A 22285-nucleotide genomic window follows, 5' to 3' on the forward strand; every position below is an offset into this window, starting at 1 on the left:
TATGGCTTTTGTTGAATATGTAAATGAAAAGGCGAACCCGCGGCGCGACGACCGTCTGCGCACTTGCCATGCCTACGGGGGAACGGCCTGTGGATTGGTGAAGGATTCCCAGGGGGGATGCTTGGTTAATAAAGACCGTTCGTTCAGCCAGACTTTTGGTTGCCAGATGAGCCTTTCCATGTTCATGCTGCAGACGATTCCCGATACGGTAAGCATCTTGCACGGGCCTGTTGGCTGCGGTGGGGCTAGTCCCGGCCGTGACTACCGGGTGCGCGAGGGGAACCGGGCGCGAGGGTTAAAGGAACAACGGGTGATCTGGTACAATACCAACTTAAATGAAAGTGACGTGATCAATGGCGGCGAAGATTCCTTAGAAAAGACCATTTTAGCCATTGAAGAGCGGCACCATCCCAAAGCGATTTTTATCGTTTCCACTTGTGTTCCCGGCATCATTGGGGATGATGTGGACGCATTGGCCGCGCAATTGCAGGAGCGGGTGAAGGCGAAGCTCATTCCGCTGCACTGCGAAGGGTTCAAAACCAAAATCGTGGCTACAGCCTATGATGCGGTGTACCACGGGATTGCCCGCCATTTGATCGATGATCAAGAAGATGCGCCAGCGGAGGCAGCCGGTGCGGCTCAAGGGCAAGCAGACGGTCTGATCCCGGTCAATGTGTTTAACTTCAGTTCCATGGGGCGTATCGATGAAGTGGAACTGGCCCGTCTGTTAAAGGGAATTGGCTTGGAGGCTAATTTCTTCCCCAATTATGTCCACCCCGATGCCTTCAATCATCTCAAAAAGGCAGCGCTGAATATCAGTGTTTGCGCCACCCATGATGATTATTTCCTGGAATACTTGAAAGAAAAGTTCGGCACCCCTTATCTGATCGGCACGATGCCGATCGGCAGCCGGAACACCTCGGAATGGTTACTGGCCATTGCCGGGAAACTGGGCAAAGAAGAAGTAGCCCAGCAGTTTATCACTGCCGAGACTAAAGAATTGGAAGCGGCGCTGGCGCCGTACCAGGAACGGTTCCAAGGCAAACGGGTCTATATCAGCGGCGGTGAGATTCGTGTACCGGCGACGGGTATGCTGATGCAAGAACTTGGCTTCAAGGTTATTGGTCTTCGTGCCCACCACTACGATGAGTTCGGCGATGATCTTTATCTCAAAGTGGCGGAAAATGATCCGGATATGGAAGTCAACGTGGCAACGACGCAGCCTTTTGAATTGGTCAACTTGCTGAATCGCGCCAAGCCGGATTTGTACATCGGGCACGCGGGCAGTAATGTCTATGCCGCCAAGCTGGGGATTCCGGGCTTCCCCTTGTTCAATACGCCGAAGAGTTATTACGGATATCGCGGCGCTTATGAGGTGGCATTGCAGGTCGATCGGTTGCTCCGAAATCAGGCTTATCAGCGCAAGCTGAAAGAACATACGCGCAATCCTTATCATGAATCATGGTATCAACAAGATCCCTATCATTACATTACAGGCTGATTTTCATGGGCGATGGCAGGAGCTTGTAGGGACAAGGAGGAGAAAAAAATGTACGATGAGGCAAATTGGCCCGATCAGATGACGGCGAAAGAAAGAATGAGGGCACTGGCCCAAGGAAAGCCATTGGACCGACTCCCCTGTAATTTTTTCATGTCTGACCATGTAGCCAATCTCATTGGCGCCAAAGTATCCGAATTGCACTTGTCGGCAGAAAAACTGGTGGAGGGTCATGTGACGGCCCATCACATCTATGATACCGAAGGAGTTTCGGTAGGGCCCGGTCTCGGCGGATTCGCCGAAGCCCTTGGCAGTAAACTGTTTTTCCCTGATCACGGGTCGCCGCATGTTCAAGAGTTTGCGATCAAGAAAAAGGAGGATCTTGATCGCTTATCCGTTCCCGACCCGGCAAAAGCAGGTCGATTTCCGATTATCCTGGAAGCGGCCGAAATTCTTGCCCATAAGTTAGGTGATAAAATTCCTGTCACTGTGTCGATCATCGGACCCTTCAGCACGGCAGGCAACGTGCGGGGAACTGAAATACTTCTGCGGGATCTCTATCAAGATCCTGATTATGCCCACCGGTTATTGCGGTTGGTTACCGATACAACCATCGCTTTTATCAAAGAAGCGGCAAAAAAGGATGTTATTTTCAGTGTTGGTGATCCTACCTCGTCAGGCACGTTGATCAGTCCAAAGCAGTATCGGCAGTTTGCGTTTCCTTACTTAAAAGAAGTGATTGATGCGATCAAAGCAACGGGACGCCCGGCTCCGACACTGCACATCTGCGGCAATACGCGAAAGATTTGGACGGACATGGCTGATGCCGGTGCAGGCGTACTCAGCCTGGATGATGTAATTGATTTGGAAGATGCCAAGCGGGCTGTCGGGGACCGGGTGATCTTGATGGGCAATGTACGACCGACGGCGACGATGTATTTGGGTACGCCGCAACAAGTGATCGAAAATGCCATCGAATGTATCCGCAAAGCTTATGACAGCCCGAAGGGATACATTTTAGCCCTTGGCTGCGGCTTGCCGATCGATACACAGCCGGAGAATCTTCATGCACTGCGCTATGCGGCAAAGAAATATGGACGATTTCCGCTGGAAATCGATCGGCTCCATGTAGCCAATTAATCCACTGAAGCATCGGAGGTCTGGTTTTAATACCAGCCTCCTTTTTGCATGAAAAAAGCCCCCTATCCCCGAAGGGAAAGGGAGCTTAGATAGGGGGGGCTGGATGAAGGTTATTGAAAGTCGCTCAGAATTACCGTATAAATATCTTCCAGCAGCCGCAAGGCACCACGGTAGCCGAAATAAGCACGATCCAGTACCATCCGATCACTGACTGGAGCGGAAACGGACAGGTGATAACCATCCAGCTCTTCCGTGAAGGTCCGTTCCCAGGCGCTGCCGAAGATCAATGGCTTGCCGACAAAGGGAATCTTGCGGATTTCCTGCTGTGCCCAGCCGCCATCTTCGGTAAAGACGACAGGGACTTCATAACCGTCAATGATCTTTTGAAACTCTTGGCGGATGTTCTCTTGATGTTCTTCTGGGGTACCGTCAATGATGAACTGCGTCTCCGGAAGCAGCCCCATATCATTGATCAAGTATTTGGCGATGCCCAGGGCATAGGCGCTGTTGGTCAACGTGACAAAACGCCGTGGCAGCAAGCGGGTTTCTAACAGTTCATCGGCCGCGCGTTCGATGAAGTAATAATACTCATCTTCATGGCGGTTGATGACTTCTTCTGTCAATTGACTGTCAATTCCCGCATACTGAGATAAGGTGCGCAGGAAAGCGCTTGTGGCCGTCGGTCCGATGGGCAAGACCGGGATATGCAGATAGGGTGTGCCAAATTTTTCTTCGAGCAACTTGACGTTTTCCAGGCCAACCCAAGGCGAAAGCAGCAGGTTGAAGGCGGCTGCCGGCACCTTATTCAAAGCTGTAAGGCCTCGCTTGGGACCGAAAACAATGTTCGGTTCCAGTCCCAGTTCGCGGACAAGCAGTTCGATTTCTTTGAAGTTGCCGACCCAGAAGGGATCGTAGAAGGGAACGGTCGCCCAGATGTTTACTTGCTTGCTGTTTTTTGTTTCGGCTGGCTTTAAGTATTGTTCAATGATCGCGTTTACGACCAGTTCGTGGCCTTTGAGATTATTTCCTTTAAATCCGGCCGTTTCGGCAAAGATGACCGGTTTTTCAGCATCAGCGAAGCGTTTGACAACTTCGGCGACATCATCACCGACGATTTCCGGTGTGCAGCCGGACAAAACGATATATAAGTCACCGTCGATAACTTTGAGCGAATTTTCAATGACATCGGCCAAGCGTTCGTTGCCGCCAAAGACGACTTCCTTTTCGCCCAGATTGGTGCAAGGAATCAGGTGACTGCCGATATATCCCGAGCCTTGGCAACCATTTAGTCCACCGATGGCACTGGAAAGCTTGGACGAGCAACCGGGGCCGGCATGCAGAACCGGAACAGCTCTATCGATGGCCAGCACCGATTCTAATGCGCCTAATGCGCAGACGACACGAGGTTGATCAATGTATGTGGAAGTTGACATTGGGAACCCACCTTTTTTCTATTCTGCGGCTTCTTCCAAAAGGGCAAAGTGATTTTGCTTCATCCACCAATCGGTGTAGGGCAAGCGTGTGCGCTTGGCCAAGTTCTTGGCAAAGCTCCGGTTCGTCAAGGTATCGTGGATCCGCTGGCCAAAACTGATCAGGCCATTGAACCCAAAGGCTGTATATTCATCAATGATCGGAATGGAGGGAATGCCCAGCTTATTGGCCCACATGGCGGAGCCGGAGTGACGGGAGATGTAGATGTCAGGGCGAAGCCGGTTTAAGAGGTTGATAATTTCAAAGTTTTGCTGGTCACAGACGCTGATTGGCAGATCCTTTTGGGTTTGCGCCACATGCTTAACGGACTCCGGCAAAGCGCCGTGATCATATTGCTGATCATAATGCCAGGTGGCGCCCCAGATCACTTCGATACCCAACTCATTGAGAACACGGATATAATTGTGACCATAGCTGGGTCCCATTCCAACGACGGCCTTGGTTCCCCTGAGCTTGGCACGCAGTTTTTCTAAGGCAGGGGCAATGCGTTCTTCTTCTTTGGCGATATAGGCTTCCACTTCGGTTTCTTTACCGATCGCCTGGCCAAGACCGCGTAACCAGCTTTTAATACCGGCAACACCGTGGGGCTGCAAGGACTTCACATAAGGAACGCCGTACTCTTGTTCGAGTCCATTGCCAAGATAGCTGCCCAGCGTACCGCAGATGCTGACGGTGGCGGCCGATTCGGAAACTCGGGACAGTTGCTCTACCGTCGAAAAGGGTGCAACGAACAACGGTTCGACACCGAACTGGGCAAACATTTCGATAATTTCCTTGCGCGCGCTGCCGCGAAAATTGATCATATTAACGAAATTTGTCTTTTTTTCTGGTGGTTTGACGACTCCCGTAAGGATCGCATGGAAGGCAGCGTCAAATCCGGAAGCCCATACTTTGGATTTGAAACCTTCGCAAAATACCGGGACGAGAGGAACAGGAATATCATCGGCCAGTTCGTCCAAGGTGCTTTGGATATCTTCGCCGATGATCCCCGATACGCAGGAGGTAGTCACAAAGATAACCTTAGGATGATAGCGCTGGTAAATCTCTTCGATGGTTTGCCGTAGTTTGCCGGTGGCCCCGAACACCGTATCCTGTTCGTTGAGGTTCGTGCTGGCGAAGTGGATGTTTTTGTGTTTCCAGTCCCGGATGGAATTGCCCCATTTGTTGGTTACGTTGGAATAAATGGCATCAGCGGCACACCCAACCGGTGCGTGATTGATGATTGCGGCATCGATTATGCCCGACAGATACCCTTGGGCACAACCGGCGCTGCAGGACGTGCTTTGCGAGAAGCAGCGTTCCCGGTTTTTGAGCGAACACCCGGAACTCTTCTCGACTAAGTCGGTGACGGTTCCGTTGTAGCCCGAGATGGCCCCCAGGCGAAATTCACGGATGGGCGCTTCGGAATTGCGAATGTTGATGGCCATGACGATCCCCCTTTGATGCTGACTTTTTGGGTTTTTCCAACTTCGGCCCGAAATAGAAAAGAGGTCATATTCCAAATCATTGGAATATGACCTCCGGTTTAACTGGTCGGGCATAATCGACGTTGGTACCATTATTCGATTCGATACGAAGTGAACAGCGGCAACCATTGCTTTCTAGATATTAGAAATACAGCGTGTTGCTGGGGTCATTGTTTCACAATTGTATGGTTCTGTCAATATATTTTTTAAAGTTGCTTATGCAGGCTTGAAAACGAGGAATGGATGGTTGCTGCATTTTTGTCGGTAAAAAGTTTTGGAAGCAATGAAATGGAAAATAAATATTGACAGCCTCGGATTTGTGTATTATCATCATCACAAATTTATAGCTAGCTGATCAGGAAACTGAAGGCCAAAACCGATCATAAGGTTTTGGCCTTTTTTATTTCCCTGATAGGGTTTTGACGGCTGGCGTAACGGAAAGGAACGGTGGTGCATGTTCGCGATTATCTGGAAAAGCATAAATCACCGTAAGGTAGCAAGTCTGATTATGCTCTTCACGATGGCCGTCGGTGTTGCCATCGTCATTACTGTATCGCTGTTGTACCGGGGTGTATCGGTGGGTTTAGAAACATCAAAAGAACGGCTCGGCGCCGATCTGGTCGTTGTTCCCGGCGATGTTTCCATGGAACCGGGGTTGCTTTTCGGCGGTGCTCCCGTCAACAGCTATTTATCCAAAGACATCGTCGATGCGATTCGCAAGATCCCCCACGTCCAACAGGCGACTCCGCAGTTTTTTACCCATACACTGACATCGGATTGCTGTGATGTGGGGGAAGAGATCCGGCTTGTCGGTTATGACCCATCCAGTGACTGGATTATCAGCCCATGGCTGAAAACCATTCAAAAAGGGAATCTGGCCGATGATGAGATCATTGTCGGGCCGAAGGTGCCCGATGTTCTTGGTGATCAACTGCGTGTACTGGGCAAATCCTTTCGGGTCGTCTCCAATTTGGAGTACTCAGGAACAAGTCTGGATTATTCGATACTGGTCAATCTTGATGAAGCCCGGCGACTGGCCGCGAACAGTAAACCCCTTGGCCAGACATGGCAAAAGGTAGGCGAGCCCAAGAATTTGGTTTCCACCGTTTTGATCAAGCTGGACCCATCAGCCGATATTGCAGCCATCAGTTCGGAAATTCAACGCCTGGGATATTGTAAGGTGATCGTCGCATCGGAGGTGAAACAGCGAATTAGCGATCAATTCACGGCATTGCTGGTATTACTGGGGGGCATAGGGTTGCTGACCGTGATCGTATCGCTGCTGCAACTGTTTTCCCGGTTTTATACACTTACACTGGAACGTCAGGCGGAATGGGGGCTGTACCTGGCGATTGGCGCGACAACTCGTGATGTAGCCGCTTTGGTGATCGGTGAAGCGCTGGTGGTAATTTTAGGCGGTGTTGCAGCGGGAGGGGTGCTGACCCTTCCGTTGTACGAAGGAACGTTGTCGGTGTTACAGACCTATCAGTCGTTTCCCTACATCGCTCCGGGTTTTGGTTATATGGTTTCCACGATCTTCGCGGTCACCTTGCTCTACTTGGGGCTGGGCGCTTTGGCCGCCTGGCTGCCGGCGTATCAAGGAAGCCATGTGGAGCCGACTTCCGTGATGACCCGTGGGGAGTTCGATTGAACAGTGGGGGAAAGGAGGTAGCGCGTGGGCAAGGCGATTTTAGAGACGAAAAAAATCCATAAAAATTATGGGTCGGAGACGATCCTGGAACATATTTCAGTCGTTGTAGAAAGCGGATCGATGCTGGCGATTACCGGTCCCTCGGGCAGTGGCAAAACAACACTCCTCTCGATCATGGGACTGCTACAAAAAGCATCGGCCGGGGAAGTCCTTGTCGATGGGATTGCGGCTTCGCAGTTATCACCAAAAGGGCAGGCGGCATTGCGAAGGCAATATTTTGGACTTATCTTTCAGCGTGCCCGTCTCATCAGTTCCCTTACGGCCATTGAGAATGTGTTAGTGCCTGCCTGGCTGGCGCGGAAAGAAAAAGCAGTAGTGAAAAAAGCGCAAGCGCTGTTAGCTCATTTTGGTCTGGCGAACCGGATGCATCACCGTCCCCAGGAACTGAGCCTCGGGCAGTTGCGCCGGGTCGCTTTGGCCAGAGCCTTGCTGTTAGAACCACCGATCTTATTAGCCGATGAACCGACCAATGATCTGGATCCGATCATGGCGAACAAAGTGATGGATTGGCTGGCCGATGCTCGGGAAACCGGTGCCGCAGTGATCGTCGTCACCCATGATCCGGCGATGGCTGCCCGGGCTGACCATGTGGTTAACTTGCAACAGGGACGATTGGTTTTGGCAGACAATCAACATGAGGGAAACAACAACGGAGGTTGACCAGTTAAACTGGAGGCCTGGTGTTAAAACCAGCCTCCTTTTTGTTTGCCTGCGAAGCGATAGCGTTTTACCGGGAATTTTTCTGGAAACCTGCATGAAAAAAGGGGGTTAAAAACCATGGCCAACCGATTGGCAAAATGGACGGACAAATTCATTGATTACATTGGCTTGATTGGTTTTTTCGTCATTTGGGAAATGGCGCCGCGTATCGGTCTCGCCGATCCCCAGTTTATTCCGCCGGTTTCTCAAGTCATCGCTGATATGTGGAAAATCGGCAGCAGTGGAGAACTGTTTATACACATCGTCACCAGTTTGCGGCGAACGCTGCTGGGATTGTTTTTAGCGATTGTCCTGGCCATTCCTACAGGATTTATTCTCGGTGGCATTTTTCCACGACTGACGCAGTACTTGCGGCCCTTATTACGGCTTTTTGGTCAAATCAATGCCTTTTCGCTTTTTCCGATTTTTATTCTTTTCTTCGGTATCGGGGAAGTAGCCAAAGTCAGCATCATCTTTTGGTCCACGATCTGGCCGGTGTTGTTTACAACGATTGCCGGTGTTCAGCAAGTGGATCCGCTTTATATCAAAAGTGCCCGGTCAGTGGGCGCAAACCCGGTCACGATTTTTTTCAAAGTGATCTTGCCCGGCGCTGCACCGTCGATCTTTACCGGTATCCGGCTTGGCTCAACGACGGCCTTTCTCATGTTGATTGCCGCCGAAATGATTGGTGCCAGTGCCGGTTTAGGTTGGTTGATTCACAACTCGCAAATCAACAATCTTATTCCCCGTCTGTTTGTGGCAACGATTACGATCGCCTTGCTGGGAATGGGCCTCAATTATTATATTCACTGGTTTGAAGCGAACTTATTGACGTGGAAGCAGGCACCGGAAAGAGCCGGAAAAGGATAAGCCATGCAGTTGACATGGTCAGGAAAGGAGCGAGATGCAAAGTGGGTGTTTTGTTGAAGAAAGAAATCGGCGCGCAAGAACTTGCGATGGCCAAAAAGTCGTCATCGCAACTGTCGGTTCAAAAAAAGATACGATCTTGGGTTAAGCAAGGTTTCGCCAACAGTGCGGCAATCATCGTCTTTCTTCTATTATGGGAAATTGCTCCCCGCGTGGGGTGGGTGGAACAAACTTTTATTGCGCCGCCAAGTGTTGCTTTGGCGACCATTGGGAAATGGCTGGTCAAAGGTACGTTGATCAAACATGTCGGTGTAAGTCTGTCCCGAGCGTTGCTTGGTTTTATCCTGGCCATGATGGTAGGCATTCCATTGGGGTTCTTGCTGGGAGGTTGGTATCGGACGTTCGAACGGATCGTTACGCCGGTGCTGCGTCTGATGGGTGAAGTCAATCCCTTTGCCCTTTTTCCCGTTTTTATCTTGCTCTTTGGTATCGGTGAAGTATCAAAAATATCGATGATCTTTTGGGTATGTCTCTGGCCGATTTTGTTTAATACCGTTACCGGTGTCAAAAACGTGGATCCCTTGTTAATCAAATCAGCCCATTCCATGGGTGTCCGTCAAAATGCGCTTTTTTTCAAAGTGATCCTTCCTTCGGCAGCACCGAATATTTTTCACGGTGTAAAAATGAGTTCCGGTTTGGCTTTTTTCATGCTCATCGCCGCTGAAATGATTGGTGCCAGCAGTGGGTTAGGTTGGCTCGTCTGGAATGCCCAGAACAATTATCAGATTCCGGATTTGTTCGGAGCGACGATGGTCATCTCGGTATTGGGACTTTCTATCAATCAGCTTTTCGCGTGGGCGGAACGCCGGTTGCTCGCTTGGAAACAAAGTACAACAGCATGGTAAGCAATCTGGGTACCGGAAGGGGAAGAAAAGGGCAATGTTGATCAGAAGGAGGAAGAAATACAATGGCAGCTCCCAATAAAAACAAACTGTATCTAGGGATGGCCACATTGGTAGCCCTGGTGGCCGTCGTTTTCGGAACGGATCTCCAGCAACATGAGAATAGCAACAGTGGCGATAGCGGTTTGCTGACTGTGAAAACATGGACGCGCAAAGATTGTTCCTTGACGCCGTGGTTGGTGACCGAAAAGCTGGGGTACTTTGCGGAAGAAGGAATCCGGCTGGAATATACAGGGGAAACGCAGGCGCCGCAGCAGATTCCTTCTATTTTAAATGGCAATAATGATGTCGGATCCTTTCACCCCAATACGATTGCCGTAGCCAAAGCGGGCGGTGCAAAAATCACCGGCGTCGTCCGTGGTGGTCAGGAGCCGTCACTCGAGTTTGATCCTGACCTGCGGCATATGAATTGGTATGTCAATCCGGATAGTGGCATCACATCGTTTGATCAATTGAAAAATGTTGACCGGAAACTTAAGTTTTCGACCATCAGCAAAAACATCTGCGCTGATTTTCTGGCGAATAAAATCGCCGATAAGTACGGCCTTCCCCGCGATAAGATCGAATGGGTGACCATGCCCGATATTCAGGCGGTGCAAGCGCTGAAGCAGGGTTTGATCGATGTTGGCGGTATTCATCCGCCCTATTATAAGGCCATGGAGAAATCAGGTGCGCTCAAAGTTGCGGACACCAGTGAAACCCAACTGGGTCCCGCCGCTGGGGTAACCTACTATGTCTTTACCGATGATTTTATTGCCAAAAATCCCGAAACGGTGAAGAAATTTGCTCGTGCAATTACCAAAGGGCAGAAGTGGGCCAATGACAACCCCGAGCTTGCCCGGCAATGGACAGAAGAAGCCCTCGGGGTACCGGTGACGGGCGTTCACTATTATGCCAGCAGCCGGGAAATTGATGAAACACAAATTGAGCCTTGGATTGAGGATCTGGAAGCGCATGATGTGATCCCCAAAGGAAAAATCAAACCGTCCGATCTGGTCACCGATCGATTCACGCGCGGTTAATACGGGGCGATTCACTGGCGGTTAATTTTGAAAGGAGTCCTGAGCTATGACGGTACATCAACAAGAAACGGAAAGCAAAGAAGGGGGCAAAACCCAAGAGAATTCTGCGGCGCAGCCTGCCGTTGCTGCAAAAATCGCCCCGAATAAGATTGTCGCTCGCAATGTCAGCCGAATTTTTAAGACTCGCACGAACGAGGGGGACGGCTCCGGGGAATATGTCGCTTTTCGTGATGTCAGCCTGGAAGTTCGCCAAGGTGAATTTTTGACGATTGTGGGGCCTAGCGGCTGCGGGAAATCAACATTCCTAGATATTATCGCTGGGTTATCATCGGCCACGTCCGGTGAGATCTTGATCGATGATCAACGCATCACCGGGCCGGGCTTGGATCGGGGAATTGTTTTGCAGGGGTATGCGTTGTTTCCCTGGCGGACGGTGCGCGCGAATGTGGAATTCGGCTTGGAAGTGAAAAAGATACCGAAGGAAAAAAGAGGTAAAATCAGCCAGGAATATATCGAATTGGTCGGATTGCGGGGATTTGAAGACCGCTATCCTCATGAATTATCGGGCGGGATGAAGCAACGGGTGGCCATCGCGCGGGCATTGGCGTATGATCCGGAAGTATTGTTGATGGATGAACCCTTTGCCGCCCTTGATGCGCAGACCCGGGAAATCTTACAGGAAGAGTTGTTACGCATCTGGGAAGAGACCCATAAGACGATCATTTTCGTGACTCACAGTATTGATGAGGCCGTTTTCCTCGCCGACCGGGTGGCGATTATGCAGGCGCATCCGGGACGGCTCCGGGAAATCATCGATGTCAATCTGCCCCGTCCCCGTCACTATGCGGAGACGATTGCTTCCATTGAATACAGCTGGATTCGTCACAAGGTGTGGGAATTGCTTCAGGACGAAAATTCCCTGGTCAAAAGCAAGCGCGTTCAGACTGGCAATCAGGATGTGGCTGAAGTGATATCCAAATCGGTGAATCTCTAAAACAGCCAGGTGGGGGTGTCGGCATTTTGTTTCGTACAACAACATGGGTGAACCATGACCTCAATGACCTAGCGGACGATCGAGGGCCGGCGAAAAAAGAAGGCGGCACATCCTTTGATGGCTGGTACAAATATGCCGGATGGATCGCCATCATTGGGCTATGGGAGCTGGCACCTCGTTTCGGATGGGCCGATCCGCAGTTTTTACCTTCCTTTTCGCAAGTGCTATCCACCATCGTACAGTTGCTTTTTGACGGTACCCTCGCTACCCATGCGGTGGTAAGCCTTTGGAGGGTCATCGTGGCGTTACTGGGGGCGGCTCTGATCGGCTTGCCCCTGGGTATCCTTTTGGGTGGATGGCTAACCGGGTTGGCCGAAGATTTACGGCCGCTGTTACGTGTCTTCGGTCAAGTAAATCCCTTTTCGCTGATGCCTGTTTTTATTTTTTTCTTTGGTATTGGCGAAATGGCGAAAGCAGCCGTTCTCGGCTGGGTAGCCCTCTGGCCGATTCTTCATCATACGATTACCGGAGTACGTATGGTTGATCCGGTGTATATCAAGACAGCCCGTTCCATGAACATCGCACGGATGGATTTTTTTACGCAGGTGCTCCTGCCGGGAGCAGCGCCGTCGATTTTTGTGGGGTTGCGGATTGCCGTCAACTTGGCCTTTTTTATTCTTACGGCAGCGGAGATGATCGGTGCCAGTGCCGGCTTGGGCTGGGCGGTGCATAACGCGCACTGTATGTATCAGTTCCCCCGGCTTTATGCGTCAGCCGTCATGATCATTGCCTTAGGTTACGGCACTGCGCAATTGTTGCGATGGGTGGAGAGAAGTTATTTTTTCTGGAAAGAGCCAACTCAGGATGGGGAGTCCTTATCGGGCACGGAGACGGCAAAAGCAAAAGCTCGGCAACTTGGCTGGGGAGAGTGGATATTGATCGCTTCGCTCCTGTTCAGCTTCATTTATGTGGGGGATGGGGTCGTTGATCGGGTTAATGAAGAAGATAAAAATTTCGGCAGGGCGCAAAATCAGCCGCTTATGGATCATCGCCAGCACGGTGTGAGCCCGGGGCAATCCAACATGGATCACAGCCAACATCGTTCAGGTCAAAATCAGAATCAAAGCGGGAGCGAGCAAAATCAACTTCCGAAGGAACATGATGAGCCCGGCAATTTTGTGCCGGTGATCAAACCATAGCATCAGGATCGAAAGGAGCAACGGATGGAATTCGCCGTGAACATTGGACGGAAGGCCGCCGTCATCTTGGTTTTTTTAGCCCTATGGGAATTAGCGCCGACCCTCGGCTGGATCGACCCCCTCTTTGTACCGCCGCTGTCGGCCGTGCTGGCGGCGTTCAACGATCCCGCGGTGTCCGCAGGGTTATGGAAACACACTCAAATCAGTTTAGTTCGTGCACTGGGAGGGTATCTGCTAGCGTTGGCGCTGGCGATTCCTTTGGGCTTTTTGTTAGGCGGTTGGTTCAAAAAGCTCAACAAAGCCTTCGATTCTATCGTGAATGTCTGTGCTCAAACGAACCCCTTTATTTTTTATCATATTGTGATGCTTTTCTTAGGCATTGATGAATCCAGCAAAGTTGTGATGATCGCCTGGACTTGTACGTGGCCGATTTTGTTTAATACCATTGCCGGTATTCAGCATACCGATCCCTTACTGATTAAATCGGCGCGCTCTTTTGGCGTCGGTCGCTGGCGCTTATTTTCCCAAGTGGTACTGCCGGCAGCGGCACCGGCCATCTTTACGGGGATGCGATTAAGTGCAGGCTACGCTTTTCTCATGCTCGTGGCCGCCGAAATGATGGGGGCTGATTCCGGCTTGGGCTGGCTGCTTCGGAGCTATCAGGAAAACTATTATATTACACGGATTTTTGCAGCAGCCCTTTTGATCGCCCTGTTGGGTTTGACGGTGGATGCGGTGATTGGTTATTTTGAAAAAAGGTTTGCCCGGAGGGCAGCGATGGAGCAGGTGAAGGTCTGATGAGGAACAGACCCTCACCCTTTTTATGAAAAACTTTTTTATCATAGCCTGTGACCCAACGAGTCATGAACATTTTATTTGCTACAAAAAAAGCCAGGTTGTGCTTTCGAACAACCTGGCTCCATAGGTCGTATTTCGTATTGGTTTTGACGGTATGTACTTACCGTCCCGCGATGATCTGACCGATCAAATCTTCAATCAAGCGCAATCCTCCCCGGTAGCCGGTATATCCCCGATCCAGAATCGCCCGGTTGGCCACAGGATAGCTGACGCTTAAATGTCCCGCGCCGAGCGTGGCGGCCAGTTCTCTTTCCAGCGAACTGCCGACGACAAAGGCCGGATTAAAGGCATTTTTGTATTTTTGCTGGGGGTCGGAAGGCCAGCGCCGGCGGAAATGCTCAATGATCTGACTGCCGTCACTTTCAAATACCAGCTGCGGCGTAAGGCCTGTTGGGCTTGCTGCTACGCGCGCTTGCAAAAGCGTTTGCTTGTCATCATCATGAGGATCGGTGATGACGACGAGTTCCGGCAACCACCCTAAATCATCAGCGAGGAAGCGGGTCAGCGCCGGCGCATAATTTCCATCGCCCACGACAATGGCATAGCGCTGGAGATCAAAGTCATTATAGCAATCGGTGAGTGGCCCCAGGGTATGGTAAAAGGAACGACGTTCCGATGCAATGACCGATTCAACAACAGCCGATTCCAGCGCAAGTGCTTCACCGACTTTGGTCAAAAACGGTTCCGTCGCGGAAGGCCCGATCGGTAAGGGCAATGAAAGAAAAGGCACGCCATGAATTTCTTGAAATGCCTTGGCCGCTTCCAGCCCATAGGTTTCGGAGACAACGATGTTTAATTCCGCTGATGCCGCATGGCGGATGCTTTCCACCGTGTCTTCCGCCGTGAAGAAGCTGTTCACGGTGAGACCAAGCTTTTCCAGCAAGCGGCGCAGTTCGGACAGGTTACCGCGCCAGAACACGTCCTGATAAGGAGGAATCCCCCAAAGGTTGACGTTCCGCTTTACAGTTGGTATCCCCCGTTGCAGCACATCACGGAAAAGGGATTGCAGCACCAGATCATAGCCGACATAGGCATTGCCTTTAAATCCGGCCGTTTCGGCAAAGGTGATGGGGATGCCTTGTTCACGGTACTCAGCGATGACCGGAGCCACATCATCGCCGATGACTTCGGTGACACAACTGGTCAATACCACAAACAATTCGCCGTCCATGATCTTCAGGGTGTGGCCAATTTGTTCATGGAGCCGCTCGACACCGCCAAAGACAACTTCCCGTTCCTGTATGTTGGAACTAGGCACGGTCAAACTGCCGCAGTAGCCGCCTACCTGAAGGCCGGCCGCTCCATTTTGGGTCCAGGCAAAGTTACCGGCGCACCCTTGCGCGGCATGAAGGATCGGAATGCCGCCAGGCAGTGCAGTCACGGTGGCGACGGCTCCGCCGGAAGCGCAAGTATAACGAGGCCGTTCAACAAATACGTGATTAGCCATGAAGTGAGCCTCCCCGTGTCTTAATATATTGGAAGGGATTCGATTGATACCACTCGGTTTGGTAGGGAAGCCGCAGATGTTTGGCTAAATTAGCGTTGTAGGCAGGATTGCGCAACTGGCGATACAAACGCCGGGCTAATTCATAAGCGCCTTTATAGCCCACATAGCTTAAGCCGGTGTTATAGATCACATGGGTAGCAATCCCCAGCTTGGCGGCCGTCATGTTGCCGTTGGTATGACCGAGGAACAAATCGGGCTTGAGCTTTTGCAACAAGTTGGCCTCTTCAAAGGGCTGAACGTTGGCAATGTTCACGACATAATCGTCTTTGCTTTGACGGGCCAACTTTTTATATTCCTCTTCAGCAAACTCATCGTGGTGAAAAGAGCGGATTCCGCTTACTGTAAAGCCTAGTTCCGTCAGCAGTTGGGCCGTGACTAAGGCGCGAAACTCACCGGCGCTGACAAAGACGGTTTTGCCAGCAAAGAGCGGTTTGAATTCCGCCAGCGCTGCTTGCAGTTCCTGCTCTTCCCGGGCAATCAGTTGTTCCGCTTGATCGCTAACGCCAAAAAAGGCGGCAATATCACGAATCCATTGGTTCGTGTTTTCAATGCCGATGGGCATGTGTTTAAGCTGGTAGGGCACACCGTATTTTTCGTGAAGATGTTTGAGAATGTAATCATCATGAGTGGGGCAGGTACTGATGGAAAGAGCGGCCTTGGTCATGCGAAACATCCCGTCGGGAGAAGCAAAAACCGGGAAGAAATTCACATCCAAACCGATGGCCTTGAGCAGGCGCTCTAATTCCAATTCGTCTACGCGCCCCATCGAAGAAATATTCATCAAATTGACCGTGCGGTTGGGTTGATCATTTTCAGGGGAGGCTGTTTGCACGGTTGCTTGTGGAGCGCCGGTGGGGGCTTCCAGGGCAGCATCCTGGGCATCACCCTGGGCAGCCTCCGGAGCCGCATCGTCAGGCTCGTCCAGCAATGTCCGGCCGATACCGTGGTATACGGCATCATAGGCGGTTGCCCAGATCTTGGTTTTGAAGCCTTGGCAATGTATCGGTACAATCCGCGCAGACACATCTGGTTGTACTTCCGCGATTACCCCGTCGATATCGTCGCCGATGATGCCGGGGACACAGGTGGATACGACAAAGATTGTTTTGGGCCGGTAGCGCTGGTCGGCTTCGCGAATGGCTGGGGCCAATTTCAATTCGCCGCCGCTGATCACGTCGGTTTCGTTGAGCCCGGTGGAGAGCCAAAGGGCGTCTTTGCCTGTACCGGTTCGCTGGAAACTACCGGAACGGGTATTGGCGTTTTGCGAATGAGAAGAGGAACCGCAGCCATTGGCGCCGTGGATCAGGACCACGCTGTCGGGGATGGAGTTGAGGATCGCCAGCGCCGGCAGTAATAAACAAATGGACCCCTGGTTAAAAGCTCGTTCGCCGTCATCATGCAGGCAACTTTTCTTTTTTGCCAAGTTATGAACGGTATCGTTCATGGCGATGCAAGCACCGAGACGTTCTTCACGGCGCGGGGGTTCTTTTTGATCGAAAAAGGACAACCTGATCACCTCGCTTTATTTATGCTGTTATTGAGACTTTTGCACAAGTGGAGTTGTGCCAATGCCATCCTGTAACGATGCTGCCCTTGGCATAAGCAACGTTTGCCGGTACGGATCGGGTGTACTGTTTGGATATGGTTTTGCCCATCATTGAAATCATCACCTCCGAAAAAAAAGAAGCGCTGCCTACACGTCGGGTGTAAGACAGCGCCTCTGGTTGACCAGTCAGCAACTTATTTTTGGTTCCTTATTCATTAGTAATTAAATCGGAAAAATGGAGTTTTGTCAATCCTTTTTTGCTCGGAAGAGTCGAACGTAGTTGGCTGATCGATCCCAAACCCGAAAATGCTCTTTGTGAATAGTCATGAGAAAAAGATATTGACAAGAAAAAGGAAATACGGTAGCATCTGTGTCAACCCAATCACAAAGTGACGGGCTAACCGGACAGACCGGAGGCCGAGGTTATGGCGTTTTCATGACGCCTAACCTCGGCTTTTTGTTTTATCCGAATGAAGATGCCAGGAACGTCACTGGGTTATTTCACAGGATGTAGATATTGGCGGAAAAATGAAATGATGAAACGAGGTGAGGAAATGTCGCTACGCCTGTATACGTGGGCCAGTGTGATCATTGTTCTCTTGGGTATCACCGTCTTGTCCCAGGGGTGGAACCGGTATCCCTTTAATACAAGTGCTCCAGGGCATGCAGCTTCAAGTGCTACTTCAAGTACGGTACCCTTAAGCGGAACCAGTCAGAAAACGCATGAGATGAAAGAACCGCAAGGACAACCAGGTACTCATGAATCTATGAATGGCGCAACGGATGCCACATCCGTGCGCGGGGAGAGCAAAGCCCATTGAGCGTTCTGATGCCGTTCGCTTGCGTCGTCGGCACGAACCGTAAGAATCGGAGGGAGCACGTTGAAATCTCGTTGGAATTATTTTGGTTATGCAGCGATTTTTTTTAGTTTAGCCCTGTTGGTTACACCGAAAATAGTGCCGATCTGCAGGGAGCTTGTCATTACTCAGTCCGGAAGTGCGATTCCTATGCGTTGCCATTATGCATACCAAGCAGCGTTCCTGATCTCCTTGTTTGCACTGCTGATTGCAGGTTCATTACTGGTCGTCAAGGAGCAGGTAGGACAGCGGATTCTGGGTTTGCTTTTAGCGATTAGCGGTTTGGTAATTTTCCTGATCCCGCAAAGTTGGCTGATTGGTATCTGCGGTAAATCCACAATGGACTGCCATCATACGGTTGGATGGATGTACCTATGGGCAGGGTTGCTGGGTGTAACCGGGCTGATATCCACCTGGTTGGCAGGAAAAACCGTAGAACCGGTGGTGATAGACGATCCGGGAGTGTAGCTTACGGGCAATTGATAGGGCAACGGCAGTGATATTGACCAGGCGAAGCTATCATTAACGAACAAAGGGAGTATCACGTTGTCGGTGGTACTCCCTTTGTCGACTCAGCCCCGGTCCCTTGATGTTGATCTTCACCGTGCTTCGCCGGGTGGTGTAACTGTGCACTTTGTTGTATACCCATTGTACTGACTTTGTCAAGGCAAAATAGTCTTTGCGTATTGACAGATGGAAAGGCAAGAAGTAATATGACATTAACCGATAAGATTACTTTGATATGGATATCGGCATCTACGGGAAGTGCTGACTGGATAACCGGAGGCCGAAGAGTATCCTGCTGAGCGGGGGATTTTTCAGGGCCTCTTTTCTTTTGGGGAACTGCCACGCTGTCAACCACAGGAACTCGATAAGTGAAAGAAAAAGAACTGCGCAAGAATGCTAACGATAAGTAAAGGGGCGGAGCAAATTGGAGCGTTTTCAAAGTTTTCAAGTCCATGGTCAAACATTACGGGGCATAGTGCATTGGCCGGAAGAGGGAAGTGCCCAATCGCGAAATAGCCAACTTCCCGCGATTGTCATGTGCCATGGCTTTTGTGGCACCAAAGTAGGGTTACACCGTATCTTTGTCAAGGCAGCCCGTTTCTTTGCCCAAGCAGGATATGCAGTGCTGCGGTTTGACTTCAGTGGATGTGGTGACAGTGACGGCGAGTATGAACGAACAACGCTTACCAAGCAGGTCCATGAAGCTTGTGCGGCGGTAAAGACGATAGCATCCACCCCGGGGATCGACCCTTATCGAATTACACTGCTCGGCCTCAGTTTAGGGGGGGCTGTGACAGCGCTGGCTGCACCCCGGTTGCCACAATTAGAGCGTACGATACTTTGGGCTCCGGTGGCGCGACCCTGGCAGGATATCACGGGAATACTTGGTGAAGAGTTGACAGCAGAAATTCTAAAGCAGGGTATCGGCGACTTTGAGGGGTATGCGATTAGTAAGCCCTTTATCGAATCACTTCGCGAATACGAGCCGTTAAAAGCAAGCAAAAAGTTTCCGAAGCCCTCGTTGATTCTGCACGGCACTAATGATAATGAGATTTCTTGCGCGAATACGTTGTTGTATCGAGAAAACCGTAATGCCGCCGGCCTTCAGCATCTGACGGAAATCGATTTTATCCAGGATGCCGATCATACCTTTACGAGTCTTGCCTGGGAGAATGCGGTCTTTACGAGAACACTTCAATGGTTATCAGGCAACCGGCGGGAAGAGTTAGCCCTGTTTGGTTAAGATGGATACTTGGAATTGACACTGTATCACTGGAGGATGGGCTGCGTTATGTGGTGACAAAGCTGATTGAGAGTGGTGCGCAAGTTGGGTAAGGGCAATAAACAAGCCATTGACGATATGCTATAATGAACGGCGAAGCAGAATAGTTATAACCGAAGACCAAAGACCCAAGAACCGAAGTCAGAGAGGATGAGTTTTTGTGCCGAAAGTGCTTCTCCTTAGCGGTAGCCCCAAACCGGAAGGCAACACGGTCCAACTCCTTAAAGAATGTGCCCAGGTCATAGAAGCCCATGGAGTAGACGCGGAGATCATCACCTTGGTGGGAAAGAAAATTGATAGTTGCGCTTTGGCGAAAACGTTGCCAAGCTTATTTTGCGCATTCAGTAATTAAATCATCTGCACAGGCTGCTGACAATGTCAGTGGTCTTTTTTGTTGATACCTTGGGCAAAGGAAAAGGGAAGCCATCATTATGACTTACCCTCGCAAGGAAGGATTCACGACGAGTTGTTGCCCCGGATAGATCAGTTGGGGTCTTGTCAAATAATTGATGGCTATGAGCGTATCAACCCTGGTTCCAAAGCGTTTGGCAATGGAATAAAGCGTGTCGCCCATTTGAACAATGTAGATGATCGACTCCGGTGGCGACAACGGAACGATCACGCTTTGCCCTACGTAGATCAGATTCGGATTGGAAATACGGTTGAAGAGCAGGATATTGTTGATGGTCGTATTGAATTTTCTGGCGATGGACAGTAACGAATCGCCTGGTTCGACCACATAGGTTAATGTTCCAAAAGGCGTTGGCAGTTGGGCAAATTGATATTCCATTTCATAATAGGGAAAATCCATCGGAACTCCTCCTTTGGTTGGCTATGAACCTTCAAGCAAGTATAGTATATTCTAACCCATGTTCCGGTGCGACCAGGCAAGGTCATGAAGTTTAGCAGGTAGAAATCTTGACTGAAAAGGTGGTATTTGGTGGCATCAGCAAAGCTATATTTTCGAAAATAAATCAATATGGCAGGGTTTTTTCCATATATGGAGAATAAGCCTACATGCTATTTGGGGACGAGCCCTTGTAAGAATTCCATGCCTGACTGACGAAAGGTGGAGTACTCATGAGTTTCGGTTTTGGATTGGCCCTTGAGCAGTCGCAGAAACTGATGATTACTCAAGGGTTGCGCCAAGCGCTGGCGGTTTTGCAGATGAATACGCAGGAATTGATTGGTCATGTTGAGCAGGAACTGCTGGTCAATCCGTTGCTGGAACAGGATCCTCTGCCACCGTCTGATGCTCCCGAACCGGATTTTTTTCCCGTTGACGGAGCTTTTCGAGGGATGACCGGATGGCGTGAAGTCGCGGAAGCACCTGATTATGAAAATGTGATTACCGAAGAGCCGTCCTTGTTTGACTTCCTCACGACCCAATTGCATATCGCTGTTCCCAACGGACGGGAGTGCCGTATCGGTGAGTACTTGATTGGCAACATCGATGACAATGGCTACCTGCAGTGCAGTATATCGGAAGCAACTGCTGCTTTGCATGTCTGTGAAGAAGAAGTGGCGCGAGTACTGCAGATCGTGCAAACCTTTGAGCCTGCCGGTGTCGGTGCTCGCAGCTTGGCCGAATGCTTGCGCATCCAGTTTGACCAGTTAGGCATGCTCAATCCGGATTTGGAGACCTTTCTCCATGACCATCTGGAAGATTTGGCGGCAGGAAGAATGACCGTGATCGCCAAGAAGCTTCGATTACCGGTCAGTGAGGTGCAAGCACTGGCAGAAGCGATCCGGCAGATGGAACCTCGTCCGGGCAGGCGTTTTAGCCGGGCCGGTGATGTGCGAATGCAACGGCTGGATGTGATGATTGAGCGGGTAGCGGGCGAGTATGTGATTCTTGTCAATGACCGGGACATTCCTCGCATAGCCGTCAACAGTGCCTATCGCTCGATCTACCGGGAAGCTGGAAAAGATGATCCCGATACAAAGAAATATATGGAGGAGCGTTATCAGGCAGCATTGGGCTTGATCCGGTCGATCGAACAGCGCCGATTGACCCTGTATAAGGTGGTTCAGACGCTGGTGGAATTGCAGCGGGATTTTTTTGAACAGGGGCTGCATGCCTTAAAGCCGCTCAACTTGTTGCATGTGGCGGAACGGATCGGTGTTCATGAATCGACGGTCAGCCGTGCCGTCGCCAATAAATGGGCTGCCACGCCTTGGGGCACCTTTGAATTAAAAATGTTTTTCGGTAGCGGCGTAGGGCAGCACTGTGGCGGCGATATGGTTGCGGCAGAAAGCGTGAAGCGTACTATCCGGGAAATCGTGGCTACGGAGGATACACGACAACCGCTCAGTGATCAGCGCATTGCCGAACAATTGCAGGCGCAAGGGATCAACATTTCCCGACGGACCGTCGCCAAGTACCGTGATGAGTTAGGGATTCTGGGGAGCACGCAGCGGCGCCGGTAGTTTGCCGATGAAGCCGGGTCAGCGGTAGAGAAGCGACATCATGGGAAGATGGTATTTTGAATTTTCGAAAAATACAGTAAAATATCAGCAGCGCATTGGTTACCTTCAGCATCATCGGGAGACAACCGGAGGGGGGATAGAAAAAATGGTTCTGCGTTCCTTGGCGAGTATGGGAGCACGAGAAAAAGATCCTTGTGAGATGATCAAGCAACTGGGGGCGGTGCTGAATTCGGCCCACAATGGGATCGT

Annotated in this window: 20 protein-coding genes; 15 read left to right on the forward strand and 5 right to left on the reverse strand. The window is 50.7% G+C overall.

Annotation, left to right across the window (positions count from 1 at the left end; all coding sequences use genetic code 11):
- The first annotated feature begins 1 nt into the window (after position 1).
- Together EDD73_RS05475 and EDD73_RS05480 are read left to right on the forward strand one after the other, a co-directional pair.
- Complete coding sequence (locus EDD73_RS05475; protein WP_131918762.1) at positions 2 to 1501, forward strand: nitrogenase component 1; 1500 nt, start codon at positions 2 to 4, stop codon at positions 1499 to 1501.
- A 48-nt stretch (positions 1502 to 1549) separates the two neighbouring features.
- The gene (locus EDD73_RS05480; protein ID WP_131918763.1) at positions 1550 to 2638 is read left to right on the forward strand and encodes a uroporphyrinogen decarboxylase family protein; all 1089 of its coding nucleotides are present in this window, start codon (positions 1550 to 1552) and stop codon (positions 2636 to 2638) included.
- A 110-nt stretch (positions 2639 to 2748) separates the two neighbouring features.
- Here EDD73_RS05480 and EDD73_RS05485 read toward each other — a convergent pair whose 3' ends face one another.
- Positions 2749 to 4071: a nitrogenase component 1 gene (locus EDD73_RS05485; protein ID WP_131918764.1), complete on the reverse strand. Its 1323-nt coding sequence runs from the start codon at positions 4069 to 4071 to the stop codon at positions 2749 to 2751.
- A gap of 18 nt (positions 4072 to 4089) precedes the next feature.
- The gene (locus EDD73_RS05490) at positions 4090 to 5556 is read right to left on the reverse strand and encodes a nitrogenase component 1 (protein ID WP_131918765.1); all 1467 of its coding nucleotides are present in this window, start codon (positions 5554 to 5556) and stop codon (positions 4090 to 4092) included.
- Positions 5557 to 6049: 493 nt separating this feature from the next.
- Between EDD73_RS05490 and EDD73_RS05495 the strand changes: the two genes are divergently transcribed.
- From EDD73_RS05495 to EDD73_RS05530, 8 genes are all read left to right on the forward strand, one after another.
- Entirely contained in the window at positions 6050 to 7246 is a 1197-nt protein-coding gene (locus tag EDD73_RS05495) for an ABC transporter permease (RefSeq protein ID WP_131918766.1), read from the forward strand.
- 24 nt (positions 7247 to 7270) lie between these two features.
- Complete coding sequence (locus EDD73_RS05500; protein ID WP_243116806.1) at positions 7271 to 7966, forward strand: ABC transporter ATP-binding protein; 696 nt, start codon at positions 7271 to 7273, stop codon at positions 7964 to 7966.
- Positions 7967 to 8083: 117 nt separating this feature from the next.
- Positions 8084 to 8875 carry an ABC transporter permease gene (locus tag EDD73_RS05505; protein WP_131918767.1) on the forward strand — a complete coding sequence of 264 codons (792 nt, stop codon included), beginning with the start codon at positions 8084 to 8086 and terminating at the stop codon, positions 8873 to 8875.
- A gap of 41 nt (positions 8876 to 8916) precedes the next feature.
- On the forward strand, positions 8917 to 9777 hold the full coding sequence (locus tag EDD73_RS05510) for an ABC transporter permease (protein WP_243116807.1): 861 nt from the start codon (positions 8917 to 8919) through the stop codon (positions 9775 to 9777).
- Positions 9778 to 9839: 62 nt separating this feature from the next.
- Positions 9840 to 10856, forward strand: coding sequence for an ABC transporter substrate-binding protein (locus EDD73_RS05515; RefSeq protein WP_131918769.1), 1017 nt, complete (start codon positions 9840 to 9842; stop codon positions 10854 to 10856).
- 46 nt (positions 10857 to 10902) lie between these two features.
- On the forward strand, positions 10903 to 11850 hold the full coding sequence (locus tag EDD73_RS05520) for an ABC transporter ATP-binding protein (protein WP_131918770.1): 948 nt from the start codon (positions 10903 to 10905) through the stop codon (positions 11848 to 11850).
- Positions 11851 to 11876: 26 nt separating this feature from the next.
- Positions 11877 to 13049: an ABC transporter permease gene (locus EDD73_RS05525; RefSeq protein ID WP_165876343.1), complete on the forward strand. Its 1173-nt coding sequence runs from the start codon at positions 11877 to 11879 to the stop codon at positions 13047 to 13049.
- 24 nt (positions 13050 to 13073) lie between these two features.
- Positions 13074 to 13847 carry an ABC transporter permease gene (locus tag EDD73_RS05530; RefSeq protein ID WP_131918772.1) on the forward strand — a complete coding sequence of 258 codons (774 nt, stop codon included), beginning with the start codon at positions 13074 to 13076 and terminating at the stop codon, positions 13845 to 13847.
- 160 nt (positions 13848 to 14007) lie between these two features.
- On the opposite strand, the gene EDD73_RS05535 is transcribed toward EDD73_RS05530, so the two are convergent.
- Positions 14008 to 15354 (reverse strand): nitrogenase component 1, encoded by a 1347-nt coding sequence (locus EDD73_RS05535; RefSeq protein WP_131918773.1) that lies wholly within the window; start codon positions 15352 to 15354, stop codon positions 14008 to 14010.
- Positions 15347 to 16921 (reverse strand): nitrogenase component 1, encoded by a 1575-nt coding sequence (locus EDD73_RS05540; RefSeq protein ID WP_131918774.1) that lies wholly within the window; start codon positions 16919 to 16921, stop codon positions 15347 to 15349. Before EDD73_RS05540 ends, EDD73_RS05535 begins: the two co-directional genes overlap by 8 nt.
- 572 nt (positions 16922 to 17493) lie before the next feature.
- On the opposite strand from EDD73_RS05540, the gene EDD73_RS05545 reads away from it, so the two are divergent.
- From EDD73_RS05545 to EDD73_RS05560, 4 genes are all read left to right on the forward strand, one after another.
- Complete coding sequence (locus EDD73_RS05545; protein ID WP_131918775.1) at positions 17494 to 17781, forward strand: hypothetical protein; 288 nt, start codon at positions 17494 to 17496, stop codon at positions 17779 to 17781.
- Between the two features lie 60 nt (positions 17782 to 17841).
- Positions 17842 to 18285: a DUF4418 family protein gene (locus EDD73_RS05550; RefSeq protein WP_165876344.1), complete on the forward strand. Its 444-nt coding sequence runs from the start codon at positions 17842 to 17844 to the stop codon at positions 18283 to 18285.
- A gap of 463 nt (positions 18286 to 18748) precedes the next feature.
- Positions 18749 to 19567 (forward strand): alpha/beta hydrolase family protein, encoded by an 819-nt coding sequence (locus EDD73_RS05555; RefSeq protein WP_131918777.1) that lies wholly within the window; start codon positions 18749 to 18751, stop codon positions 19565 to 19567.
- A 208-nt stretch (positions 19568 to 19775) separates the two neighbouring features.
- The gene (locus tag EDD73_RS05560) at positions 19776 to 19958 is read left to right on the forward strand and encodes an NAD(P)H-dependent oxidoreductase (protein ID WP_243116808.1); all 183 of its coding nucleotides are present in this window, start codon (positions 19776 to 19778) and stop codon (positions 19956 to 19958) included.
- Positions 19959 to 20042: 84 nt separating this feature from the next.
- Here the strand turns inward: EDD73_RS05560 and EDD73_RS05565 are convergent, their stop codons facing one another.
- Positions 20043 to 20417 (reverse strand): LysM peptidoglycan-binding domain-containing protein, encoded by a 375-nt coding sequence (locus EDD73_RS05565; RefSeq protein ID WP_131918779.1) that lies wholly within the window; start codon positions 20415 to 20417, stop codon positions 20043 to 20045.
- A gap of 269 nt (positions 20418 to 20686) precedes the next feature.
- Between EDD73_RS05565 and rpoN the strand changes: the two genes are divergently transcribed.
- Entirely contained in the window at positions 20687 to 22036 is a 1350-nt protein-coding gene (rpoN, locus tag EDD73_RS05570) for an RNA polymerase factor sigma-54 (RefSeq protein ID WP_131918780.1), read from the forward strand.
- Positions 22037 to 22285 lie beyond the last annotated feature (249 nt).

Source organism: Heliophilum fasciatum, from assembly GCF_004341395.1.
GTDB lineage: Bacteria > Bacillota > Desulfitobacteriia > Heliobacteriales > Heliobacteriaceae > Heliophilum > Heliophilum fasciatum.